This window comes from Microcoleus sp. Pol8_D6 (assembly GCF_036700965.1).
In the GTDB taxonomy this organism is placed as follows: domain Bacteria; phylum Cyanobacteriota; class Cyanobacteriia; order Cyanobacteriales; family Microcoleaceae; genus Microcoleus.
In genome coordinates, this window is record NZ_JAUBPW010000001.1 from 83,762 (window position 1) to 95,022 (window position 11,261).

10 protein-coding genes are annotated in these 11,261 nt (G+C 46.9%); 6 read left to right on the top strand and 4 right to left on the bottom strand.

Annotated features, from left to right (window positions below):
- The first annotated feature begins 205 nt into the window (after nt 1-205).
- From pflB to clpS, 4 genes are all read left to right on the top strand, one after another.
- Nucleotides 206-2,434 carry a formate C-acetyltransferase gene (pflB, locus tag QUA10_RS00360; protein WP_333080615.1) on the top strand — a complete coding sequence of 743 codons (2,229 nt, stop codon included), beginning with the start codon at nt 206-208 and terminating at the stop codon, nt 2,432-2,434.
- A gap of 179 nt (nt 2,435-2,613) precedes the next feature.
- Entirely contained in the window at nt 2,614-3,354 is a 741-nt protein-coding gene (pflA, locus tag QUA10_RS00365) for a pyruvate formate-lyase-activating protein (RefSeq protein WP_333080616.1), read from the top strand.
- Between the two features lie 124 nt (nt 3,355-3,478).
- Nucleotides 3,479-6,112, top strand: a complete 2,634-nt coding sequence (gene adhE, locus QUA10_RS00370) for a bifunctional acetaldehyde-CoA/alcohol dehydrogenase (protein ID WP_333080617.1) — start codon at nt 3,479-3,481, stop codon at nt 6,110-6,112.
- Nucleotides 6,113-6,342: 230 nt separating this feature from the next.
- Entirely contained in the window at nt 6,343-6,636 is a 294-nt protein-coding gene (gene clpS, locus QUA10_RS00375) for an ATP-dependent Clp protease adapter ClpS (protein ID WP_006633998.1), read from the top strand.
- Between the two features lie 70 nt (nt 6,637-6,706).
- Here clpS and QUA10_RS00380 read toward each other — a convergent pair whose 3' ends face one another.
- Nucleotides 6,707-7,204, bottom strand: coding sequence for a plastocyanin/azurin family copper-binding protein (locus tag QUA10_RS00380; RefSeq protein ID WP_333080618.1), 498 nt, complete (start codon nt 7,202-7,204; stop codon nt 6,707-6,709).
- Nucleotides 7,205-7,272: 68 nt separating this feature from the next.
- Nucleotides 7,273-8,391, bottom strand: coding sequence for a tocopherol cyclase family protein (locus QUA10_RS00385; RefSeq protein ID WP_333080619.1), 1,119 nt, complete (start codon nt 8,389-8,391; stop codon nt 7,273-7,275).
- Between the two features lie 156 nt (nt 8,392-8,547).
- Here QUA10_RS00385 and QUA10_RS00390 point away from each other — a divergent pair, with 156 nt between their 5' ends.
- Nucleotides 8,548-9,129: an Npun_F5749 family FMN-dependent PPOX-type flavoprotein gene (locus QUA10_RS00390; RefSeq protein WP_333080621.1), complete on the top strand. Its 582-nt coding sequence runs from the start codon at nt 8,548-8,550 to the stop codon at nt 9,127-9,129.
- Between the two features lie 169 nt (nt 9,130-9,298).
- On the opposite strand, the gene cysE is transcribed toward QUA10_RS00390, so the two are convergent.
- Together cysE and QUA10_RS00400 are read right to left on the bottom strand one after the other, a co-directional pair.
- Complete coding sequence (gene cysE / locus QUA10_RS00395) at nt 9,299-10,105, bottom strand: serine O-acetyltransferase (RefSeq protein ID WP_333080622.1); 807 nt, start codon at nt 10,103-10,105, stop codon at nt 9,299-9,301.
- 175 nt (nt 10,106-10,280) lie between these two features.
- Nucleotides 10,281-10,763 carry a hypothetical protein gene (locus QUA10_RS00400; protein ID WP_333080624.1) on the bottom strand — a complete coding sequence of 161 codons (483 nt, stop codon included), beginning with the start codon at nt 10,761-10,763 and terminating at the stop codon, nt 10,281-10,283.
- 127 nt (nt 10,764-10,890) lie between these two features.
- Between QUA10_RS00400 and QUA10_RS00405 the strand changes: the two genes are divergently transcribed.
- A complete protein-coding gene (locus QUA10_RS00405; protein ID WP_333080626.1) occupies nt 10,891-11,151 on the top strand; it encodes a hypothetical protein in 261 nt (86 codons plus the stop codon).
- Nucleotides 11,152-11,261: the final 110 nt, after the last annotated feature.

Sequence of the window (11,261 nt, forward strand, 5' to 3'; positions counted from 1 at the left end):
ACCAATTTGGTCAGAGCTTCCTTAACAATTCAAGAGGATGTTCTGCCTACTACCTATCTTAATTCTTTCCACGGAATTAACAAGTCAACTTTTGTAACAAGTAGCGAACCGGGTAGTTAAAATATTGAAATTAAATATATACTAGATGTAGTGGTCGAAGAAAAAAAGATCGATCGCTAACAAAAAATTGAGGTGAAAGCAAGCTATGTTTGCAGAATGGCACAGCTTTACTGAAGGCAACTGGACAAACGAAGTCAACGTCAGAGACTTCATCCAAAAGAATTACACCCCCTATGAAGGGAATGCAGAATTTCTCACAGCACCAACCGAAAAAACCCAGCAGCTTTGGCAAAAAGTTCTGGAATTAATGAAGCAAGAGCGCGAAAAAGGTGTATTGGATGTTGATACAAAAGTTCCCACATCTATCACGGCTCATGCAGCAGGATACATCGATCGCGACTTAGAACAAATAGTAGGTTTGCAAACAGACAGACCGTTGAAACGCGCGATTATGCCCTTGGGGGGAATTCGCGTGGTCAAGGCCGGTTTAGAAGCTTACGGCTATCAGCTCGATCGGCAAACAGAAGAAATATTTACGAAATATCGCAAAACTCATAACGATGGTGTATTTGATGTCTACACGCGCTCGATGCGTCTGGCGAGACGTTCTGGTATCATCACAGGTTTGCCAGATGCCTATGGACGCGGGCGGATTATCGGTGACTATCGGCGCGTTGCTTTGTACGGTGTCGATCGCCTGATTGATGATAAAAAAACACAGCAAGAATCGCTCGAACTAGACGCGATGGACGAGGCAACAATTCGTTTGCGCGAAGAGTTATCCGAGCAAATTCGGGCCTTGTTTGAGTTAAAAGAAATGGCTGCTAGCTACGGCTTTGATATTGGCCGTCCGGCGGCAAATGCACGAGAAGCTGTCCAGTGGGTGTATTTTGGCTACTTGGGAGCAGTGAAAGAACAAAACGGGGCAGCGATGTCTCTCGGCCGCGTATCGACGTTCTTAGACATTTATTTCGAGCGCGATTTGCAAAGTGGCGCGAGTTCTGAAGTGGAATTGCAAGAACTGATCGACCATTTTGTAATGAAACTCCGCATGGTGCGGTTTTTGCGAACTCCCGACTATAACGCTCTGTTTTCAGGCGATCCAACATGGGTAACAGAGGCGATCGGCGGTATCAGCGAGGACGGTAGAACATTGGTAACTCGTAACAGTTTCCGATTCTTACACACTCTCTCAAACCTCGGTACTGCACCCGAACCGAATCTTACCGTGTTGTGGTCGGAAAACTTGCCGGAAAACTTCAAACTATTCTGTGCAAAGGTATCCAGCGAAACGAGTTCGATTCAGTACGAAAACGACGATTTGATGCGTCCTCAATACGGCGATGATTACGCGATCGCCTGTTGTGTTTCCGCCATGCGAATTGGCAAGCAAATGCAGTTTTTCGGCGCGCGAGTTAACTTGGCTAAGACTTTGCTCTATGCGATTAACGGTGGTAAAGATGAGAAGTCCGGCGACCAAATTGCGCCGCAGTTGTCACCGATTACTACCGAATATCTCGATTATGAAGAGGTAAGAGCGCGGTTCCATGACATGATGGCGTGGTTGGCAAAAACGTATATCAATACGTTGAATGTCATTCACTATATGCACGACAAATACTGCTACGAACGCCTGGAAATGGCATTGCACGATCGCGATGTTTACCGGACAATGGCCTGCGGAATTGCCGGACTGTCTGTGGTGGCGGACTCGCTCTCGGCGATTAAACACGCTAAAGTTAAGGTGCTTCGCAACGAGCAAGGTTTGGCCGTAGATTACTCGATCGAAGGAGAATATCCCAAATACGGCAATAATGACGATCGCGTTGACAGTCTAGCCATCGAACTTGTGCAAAGGTTCATGAACGAAATTCGCCAGCACAAAACCTACCGTGGCGCTGTAGCGACTCAATCGGTACTCACGATTACTTCTAACGTAGTGTACGGCAAAAAAACTGGTAGCACTCCCGACGGACGTAAAGCAGGCGAACCCTTTGCTCCCGGTGCTAACCCGATGCACGGCCGAGATTCCTGTGGGGCGATCGCATCCTTATCTTCTGTAGCGAAACTGCCTTACAGCGATTGTCAAGATGGCATATCGAATACTTTTTCGATTCTACCGCAGGCCTTGGGCAGAATGGAGAGCGATCGGACTAATAACCTAGTTGGTCTCCTAGACGGCTACTTCCACGATGGCGGCCATCACATCAATGTTAACGCGCTCGATCGGCAAACATTACTAGATGCGATGGAACATCCAGAAAACTATCCCCAGCTAACAATTCGCGTCTCCGGTTATGCGGTTAATTTCATCAAACTTACCCGCGAACAGCAATTAGATGTGATTAAACGGACTTTCCACGAACGGGTATAGCTTCGACTTCGCTCAGCTACCAACCTAAACGCTGTCTGAGCAAAGCCCAAACTCAAACTTCGACTTCGCTCCCTTAACGATTTAACCGCTGGCTGAGCGGAATCGAAGCCCAAACTAAAACTTTAACTTGACGGCTAACTGAGCGGAGTTGAAGCCAAGCAAAATTCAAAACCAAATCAATGTCTGGAATTGGTCGCATTCACTCAATCGAAACATTTGGTACCGTAGACGGCCCCGGAATCCGGTTTATCGTCTTCACCCAAGGCTGTCCGTTACGCTGTCTTTACTGTCACAATCCCGACTGCCGCAATTCCCACGATGGTAAAGAAGTAACTGTTGATTATTTAATCGCTCAAATTACAAAATGTAAATCCTACCTGCGGAAAGGAGGCGTTACAGTCAGCGGCGGCGAACCGTTGATGCAGCCGGATTTTGTCAGAGAAATCTTTAGTCGCTGTCATCAAATGGGATTGCATACAGCCCTTGACACATCAGGATTCTGTCTTTTAGAAGTTGCTAAACCGGTTCTGGAAATGACCGATCTGGTTTTATTGGACATCAAATCTTACATTCCCGAACTGTATTACAAAGTCACCAATGTGTCGATCGAGCCAACTTTAGCAATGGCAAAATATCTCAGCGAAATTGGCAAACCGACGTGGATTCGATTCGTTCTAGTTCCTCACCTCACAGATGCCATCGAAAACGTAGAAAAACTAGCTGATTTTATTGCCAATCTGACCAATGTGGAAAAAGTAGAAGTATTACCATTTCATAAAATGGGAGAATACAAATGGGAACAATTAAAACTGGATTACGAACTCAAGGATACACCTCCAGCTTCACCGGAACTCGTGCAACAAACAGTTAATATTTTTCGCAGTCGCGGGGTCAATGCGATCGGAGCTAGCGGTATATAATAATTAAAAGACCGCGTTCACAACTCACCAACAATCTTGAAATTATCTGCGTTGATCTGCGGGTTCCCTACCAATCAAAGATTGAGGCAATAATTTTTCCGAAATAAACATCAGGAAAAACAACATGAAAGTTACCAATTTAGAAGAATTAGAAGTCTTAATTCAAAAAGTAAAAGCAGCCCAAGCTGAATTTGCCACCTACACTCAAGAACAAGTTGATCGCATATTCAAGCAAGTAGCTTTAGCAGCTAATGCCGCCCGCATTCCCTTAGCCAAGGCAGCAGTCAAAGAATCGGGAATGGGAGTCGTCGAAGATAAGGCAATCAAAAATCATTTTGCCTCGGAAATGATTTACAACAAATACAAAAACGACAAGACTTGCGGTATCATCGAGTCCGATCGGCATTTTGGCTACGAACGCATTGCCGAACCCGTGGGAGTGCTGGCGGGAATCGTTCCTGTAACTAACCCGACTTCCACCACCATCTTCAAGTCTTTAATCGTGCTCAAGACTAGAAATGGCATTATATTTTCGCCCCATCCCCGCGCAAAATCCTGCACGGCTGCGGCGGCAAAAATCCTCCTCGATGCTGCTGTAGCTGCAGGAGCACCGCCGGATATTATTGGGTGGATTGACGAACCAACTGTGCCGCTTTCCCAAGCTTTGATGCAGCACCACGATATCAAACTAATTTTGGCAACTGGCGGGCCGGGAATGGTAAAAGCTGCCTACTCTTCAGGGCATCCGTCCCTCGGTGTCGGCGCAGGAAATACTCCCGCCATCATCGATGAAACCGCCCACATCCAAATGGCTGTCAGCTCAATTTTGCTCAGCAAAACTTTCGACAACGGCACGATTTGTGCTTCGGAACAATCGGTAGTTGTTGTGGATGAGGTGTACGACGCAGTGCAACTGGAATTTATCAAGCGCGGTGCTTATTTCCTCAATGCTGAAGAACGGGAAAAAGTGCGTCAGGTAATCTTAATTGATGGTCGATTGAATGCCGAAATAGTCGGACAATCGGTGCAAAAGGTGGCGCAGATTGCGGGTTTTGTAGTGCCGTCAAACATCAGGGTTTTGATTGGAGAAGTGGAGGCGGTTGGTAAAGAAGAACCCTTTGCTTGTGAAAAACTTTCGCCGATTCTCGCAATGTATCGCGCCAAGGACTTTACTGAAGCAGTAGACAAAGCTGAAGCGCTGATAATTTTTGGCGGACACGGACATACTTCTGTACTCTACACCGCTCCGCACAATCAGAAGCACATTCGTTATTTTGAAAGCAAACTAGAGACTTCGCGGGTGCTGATTAATACGCCTTCTTCTCAAGGTGCGATCGGCGATTTGTACAATTTCCGCCTCGATCCCTCCCTTACCCTCGGTTGCGGTAGCTGGGGCGATAATTCCATTTCTGTCAACGTGACACCCCATCACCTGCTGAATATCAAAACCGTAGCAGAACGGCGCGAGAATATGCTCTGGTTCCGCATTCCTCCCAAGATTTATTTTAAGTCGGGTTGTCTTCCTGTAGCTTTGAGGGATCTTGCAGGTAAGAAACGTGCTTTGATCGTGACGGATAAACCTTTGTTTGAATTGGGATTGACTAAGGAAGTCACAGATAGTTTGGAAGAAATCGGCATCGATCACTACACATTTTACGATGTAGAACCCGATCCTTCGCTGGCTACTGTTCGCAAAGGTTTAGAAATCTGCAATAGTTTCCATCCAGATGTGATTATTGCCTTTGGTGGTGGCTCGCCGATGGATGCTGCTAAAGTAATGTGGCTGATGTACGAGCATCCAGAAATTGAGTTTGAAGGATTGGCGATGCGGTTTATGGATATTCGCAAGCGGGTATACGAACTGCCGCCTTTGGGTTCAAAGGCAATTATGGTGGCAATTCCAACTACTTCGGGAACGGGTTCGGAAGTCACGCCTTTTGCGGTTGTTACGGATGAACGATCGGGGATTAAGTATCCGCTTGCAGATTATGCTCTGACTCCGAGTATGGCGATCGTCGATCCAGAACTTACGCTGAATATGCCTCGGAAACTGACTGCTTACGGCGGCATTGATGCGCTAACCCACGCTTTAGAAGCTTATGTTTCTGTGTTGGCTTCTGAGTATACAAATGGTTTGGCTTTAGAAGCGATTCGTTTGCTGTTTAAATACCTGCCCAGCGCTTACAAAAATGGTGCTAACGATCCGAAAGCGCGGGAGAAAGTACATTATGCTGCTACGATCGCCGGGATGGCATTTGCTAACTCTTTTCTGGGGGTTTGTCACTCAATGGCTCACCAATTAGGTGCAACTTGCCATGTCCCTCACGGTTTAGCGAATGCGCTGATGATTTCCCACGTAATTCGCTACAATGCCACGGATGTTCCGTTCAAACAAGCGATTTTTTCTCAAAACAAGTATCCTAACAGCAAGTGGCGTTATGCTCGAATTGCAGACTATCTGAATTTGGGCGGGGATACAGAAGATGAAAAAGTTGAGAAGTTGATCGCAGCGGTGGAAGCTCTGAAGCGTGAGGTAGATCTTCCTAGCACGATTCAGGAGGCTCTTGCCAGTCAGGGAATGAGTGATGATTTCTTTTTTGCTCGCGTTGAGGAAATGGCCGATCGTGCTTTTGACGATCAGTGTACCGGAGCGAACCCCCGCTATCCATTGATTGAAGATTTAAAGCAACTTCTGGTGCAAGCGTACTCTCACGGGGGCGACACTTCTGAGGTCGATCGAGTGTTAACTGTAGTGTAATCGGCGCGATGCCATAGATTTCTCCAGAAAAGCCTGTCAATGGGGGCAGGATGTCTAACCCCTACTCCCCACAGGAGTTTCTGGAGAAATCTAACGCAGGGCCCGGTGGTGAAAATAAACCCCGAAGCGGATCAAAATACCAAGTAGGGGTTAAAAAAAATCTGAAATTGTGTTAAAATTTTAGAGGTAACTATTTTACGAATTTTGTAGTTTTAGTGGCTGTTCGCGCGATGACCTCTTCACCAACCATAGCACCCGTTCGATCGAGTCAAGTTACCCGCAAACCTTATCCAAACTATCGGGTAATAGTCCTCAACGACGATTTCAACACATTTCAGCACGTTGTGGAATGTTTGACAAAATACATTCCAGGGATGACGAGCGATCAAGCTTGGAAACTCGCCAACCAAATCCACCACGAAGGCCAGGCCACCGTTTGGGTTGGCCCGCAAGAGCAAGCAGAACTTTATCATATGCAATTGAGCCGTGCAGGACTGACAATGGCTCCGCTAGAGTCTACTTAAAAAGTGTCTAGAGGGCCGAAAGTTCGATTAATTTTCGGTAATTCATCTGAAATTGAACGGAGATTGGGATTTAAGAGGCGATCGTAATTTTGCCAATCATCCCTGCTTCCGTATGTCCGGCTACCGTACAGCGCAGGTTGTAGGTTCCCGATTTCACGGGTACAAACACCCATTCTGCCATAGCGCCCGGTTTAAGTTCCAATTCGTGAATCGCTCCTTTAATTTCCACCTTACCCGCTTCCACTTTTTGAGTCCAACTCGCATCAGCAAAGTTTTTAGCAGTAAAATAATGTTTCTGCGAACTGGGATTTTTCAGCACTAATTTATAGCGCTTGCCCGATTCAAATTCTAGCAGATTGGGAAAAAATTTGAGTTCGCCAGCTTCGTTACCCAAACTAACAGTAATTGCTGTGACAGGTTGCTGAGACAAATCACCGGCAGCACTAGCAATTGCCGTCGGCATCAAGATTGTACTCAAACATAAAGTTAGTCCCAAAATCACCTTGAGAGCTTGTTGTAACCGCTGGCTGCGGTATAATTTGCCTTGCAAACCGAGTAAATTGATCATGGCTGTTCTGACTACTGTTAACTATTCACTGACTAATGACGACTGACTAATGACTAATGACTAATGATTTAATTCGATCGCCAAACTTCATCCCAAGGCCCGCCCCCAACTTCCAAACCCGATAAAGAACTTTGAGCCTCTAAGATAATTCTAGAACGCTGCTTGCCATTTTTTTCCACATTTCCCCCCAACAACTCTCGCAGTTGCAAGCGCAATTCGCCGTGCGTCGTATCCCGGCAGCAAAAAGCCATACCTTTTTCTGTAGGAGTTCGCACATAAGTACCAGGACTGTTTGTAGTGCCAATTAACTCAACTTCAAACTGACTGTTTCTAGCCTGCATTTTCCAGCTTCCCCAAGGTTCAATATTCCAACTAACTTCCGAATTCCAAGGCACAAATTCGTAAAACTTGCCTCGGTAATGTAGACAAATCATGGCTACCGATTCCATCCACCACAGCACGCCCCGCTTGCCGCCACCAGCGGTTAAAGCTAAATCCTTTTCGCCTTGAAAACAATTGCAATTAATCCAAAACCACTTTTGCGGAAAAGCACCGCCCCAGTTTTTTTCGCTGTAAGCGGGAGCATCTTTAAATTCGTAGCGTTCGCCATTCCAATCAATCCAGCCCGTGGCTAAACCGTGAGCCATTAAAACTTGCCATCCAGGCTCAAATACGGGCAGAAAAGATAGCATTCCTGCGGTAGATTTCTGGAGTTCCTGAGAGTTTCCCCAGCCATAAATAGGTTGAATTTCGTACTGCCAAAAACAGTGGCTGCAGCTTCCCGGATCGTGCAGATAACCTTGATTCAAAGTAGCAGTAGCTTGATAGCCTTCTTCGACGCGGCTGTCGAATACTTGCGGCTCTAGATATTGGGGTTTAATTTGTAAATCTGTTTTGCCCCAATGTCCGAAACCTAAGCTTTCTCGATCCGCCCAAAACTTATTTACATTGGGAAAAGTGCGACACAAATAGCTATCTTTCGGGCCGAGAATCTGAGCTGCACCGCCACTGTAAGGTTGACCGCCTCTGGGGTCTTCGATGGAATACATGAATGCAAAGGATTGTCCATGAATCGGTAATGTTATTCTGTAGTACCAGCCTTCAAAAAAGCGGCGGGAACTGCCATCCCAGTGGTAGCCACTGTGGGGAGTTTCAATAGTTTTGAGTTTTGAGAGTGAATTTGACATAGAATTACCAATAGCAGAAAGAAGAGTCAGTAGTTAGTAGTCAGTAGTCATTAGTCATTAGTTAACGGTTAACAGTCAACAGTCAACGGTTAACAATGCCCGATGCCCAATGCCCCATGCCTAATTCCTAATGACTAATATGATAGGTTATTAATTATGTCTTTAGCACTTTGGCGATCGCCCTTAGCTCGTGCCCTCCACCGCAACCGCAGTCTTGCTTTTGCCCGTTACTTGCAACTTGCAACTGTTCGCGCCACCGGGCGTCCGGCTAACCGCACTGTGGTGTTTCGAGGCTTTTTAGCAGATACTAATCAGTTGAAATTTATTACAGATATTCGCAGCCAAAAAGCCGAGGAAATTAACCTCTATCCTTGGGGGGAAATTTGCTGGTATTTCCCGAAAACTCGCGAACAATTTCGGATTGCTGGAAAGCTAGTTTTGGTAGGGGCAGATTATCCAGAGGCAGAGTTGTTCTCATCGCGGTGCACAACTTGGCAGGAGCTTTCTGAGGCGGCTAGAGCGCAGTTTGCTTGGCCGCATCCGGGGGATGACAAAGCCGAGGCTAGTGCTTTTGATTCTGCTTCCCCAAATGCGATCGAGCCGCTGCCTAATTTTTGCTTGCTGTTGTTGGAACCGGAAACGGTGGATTTGTTGGAGTTGCGGGGGGAACCGCAAAACCGATCGCTTTATCGGCGCGACGGGGAGGGAAATTGGTCTGTGCGATCTGTTAATCCTTGAAAAAGAAGTCATTAGTCAGTAGTTATTGGTTATTAGTTATTAGTTATTGGTTATTGGTTATTTGTTGTCAGTTCCACTGCCCAATGCCCAATGCCCAATGCCCAATGCCCGATGCCCAATGCCCGATGCCCAATGCCCAATGCCCGATGCCCAATGCCCAATTCAAATTTTAGATGCCGGTGCCGTCGAAAAATTCTTGAATTGCTTTATCCTTTAACTTGCAGCTAGGGGTTGTAACTAGCTGTGTTTTTTCGGCTACGGCTACATTACTGGCTTGGTTTAAAGATTCTGATACAGAGTGGAAATTGTGGGAATTGGGAACAGAAGTTAAGGAGACAGATGGTTGAGGAAGCAAACTTTTTACTTGCTGTTCGAGGGACTCGATACGATCGAGCAAAGAGCGAATTACCACAGCTTCCGAATCCGGCAAACTGCCGTGTTCTAGGGGATTGACGCGCACTCCCGATCGATAGACGATGCGGCCGGGAATCCCTACCACTGTACAGTCAGATGGTACGTCGCGGAGCACGACGGAACCGGCGCCGATGCGGACGTTATTGCCAATTTGCAGATTGCCGAGTACCTTGGCGCCGGCACCTACAACTACGTTTTCGCCGACGGTAGGGTGACGCTTGCCGCTTTGTTTGCCCGTACCGCCAAGGGTCACACCTTGGTAAATTAGGGCAAAATCGCCGATAATCGCTGTTTCGCCGATCACAACCCCCATACCGTGGTCGATGAATACGCTTTTGCCGATGGTTGCCCCTGGGTGGATTTCAATTCCGGTCAAAAAACGAGCAATGTGGGAAATCAAGCGGGGGATGAAGGGAAGTCCCAACACATAAAGCCAGTGTGCGAGGCGGTGCAACACTAGGGCCTGAAGACCGGGGTAGCAAAACAAAACTTCCAGCCAGTTGCGAGCGGCAGGGTCGCGATCAAAAATTATACTGAAGTCAGCTCTAAGAGTCTTTAGCACTTTCGGAGTTACCTATTTTGGTTAAACACGCCACTTTCGATTTTACATTTTACTGGATGGGGAAGTGAGCGGTCGATCGGGAGATTGGAGAGTGGGAGAGTGGGGTTCCTGGAATGGGGCATGGGCAATTTGCATGGGGCATGGGCAATTGGTAATTCTTCCTACTGACTACTGACTATTCCTGTACTGAGACTGTATAGTTAGATTTGACTCCGGGTTCGACAGTACCTACCCAAATCCTGTAAGAGCCTGCTTGCCAGTCTGAATCAAGTATGCCAGCATCTTTATTCTGACCTATATCGTCTCCGCAGCGCACCGCATTACCGGGGCCTTGTACGAGTAGGGTCGTGTCCTTGCCTCCGCTGTGGACTTGGAGTGTGAGTTTTGAAAAGTTTTCCTGCAAGACTATGATGTGGTCGGGAGTTGGGGTGGCAAAACCCAAACATTTGTTTTTGTGGCGATCGGCGTTGGCTATGACAGATAGAGAGTACGATCCGCCTGTAGAACCTCTCAAAACTGCTGTTGGGCCTGCAAAACCTCGCGATAAAGTTAAAGTGCCGAAATTGGCTGTTTCTGCTAAAACTGGTAGGGCGGCGATCGCGGCGATCGCAGCCAAGAGCGCACCGTTTTTGAAATTGGCTCGCTGATTAAACAACATGGCAATACTCCAGGCGTCACAACTTAAAATCACAACTCAGAATTTACCCATCGCAGCCCCTCGAATACAAACTATGGAGGAAGAATAATTTTTAAATTAGTTCAAAACCTCCTGGCTTCTCTTCCTTATGTCTATCAGGACAATCCCTGTACGATCGCGCTCGGTTGTGCCAGTCGGATTTCTGCCACAGGCGATCGACTCATATCCGAAATTGTACGGTGTCAAGATGATAAATTTGATACTCCTAGCCTTCCTGTTGGCGATCGGTTCCCTATTAACACAGGCCTTGGTATTGTTACCTATAGGTCTATCTGGCTGGCTCCACCTCCCTAATTGGCTGAGCCTGACCTTGATTTTTCTGGCTATTTCTTGGTGCTTGGGGGATTAGTGAGCAGTCATGAGTTAATTAGTGATTAGTCAAAAGTTAACGCTCAATCATTCCGCTTCCACCAAAGGGCAAGGCGCGATCGTCCCCGGTTTGATGATGTATACTTCAAA

Bases quoted from the DNA above. Each gene is read 5' to 3' on its own strand.
- pflB (WP_333080615.1), top strand. From the start codon at position 206: ATGTTTGCAGAATGGCACAGCTTTACTGAAGGCAACTGGACAAACGAA.
- pflA (WP_333080616.1), top strand. From the start codon at position 2,614: ATGTCTGGAATTGGTCGCATTCACTCAATCGAAACATTTGGTACCGTA.
- adhE (WP_333080617.1), top strand. From the start codon at position 3,479: ATGAAAGTTACCAATTTAGAAGAATTAGAAGTCTTAATTCAAAAAGTA.
- clpS (WP_006633998.1), top strand. From the start codon at position 6,343: ATGACCTCTTCACCAACCATAGCACCCGTTCGATCGAGTCAAGTTACC.
- QUA10_RS00380 (WP_333080618.1), bottom strand. From the start codon at position 7,204: ATGATCAATTTACTCGGTTTGCAAGGCAAATTATACCGCAGCCAGCGG.
- QUA10_RS00385 (WP_333080619.1), bottom strand. From the start codon at position 8,391: ATGTCAAATTCACTCTCAAAACTCAAAACTATTGAAACTCCCCACAGT.
- QUA10_RS00390 (WP_333080621.1), top strand. From the start codon at position 8,548: ATGTCTTTAGCACTTTGGCGATCGCCCTTAGCTCGTGCCCTCCACCGC.
- QUA10_RS00400 (WP_333080624.1), bottom strand. From the start codon at position 10,763: ATGTTGTTTAATCAGCGAGCCAATTTCAAAAACGGTGCGCTCTTGGCT.
- QUA10_RS00405 (WP_333080626.1), top strand. From the start codon at position 10,891: ATGTCTATCAGGACAATCCCTGTACGATCGCGCTCGGTTGTGCCAGTC.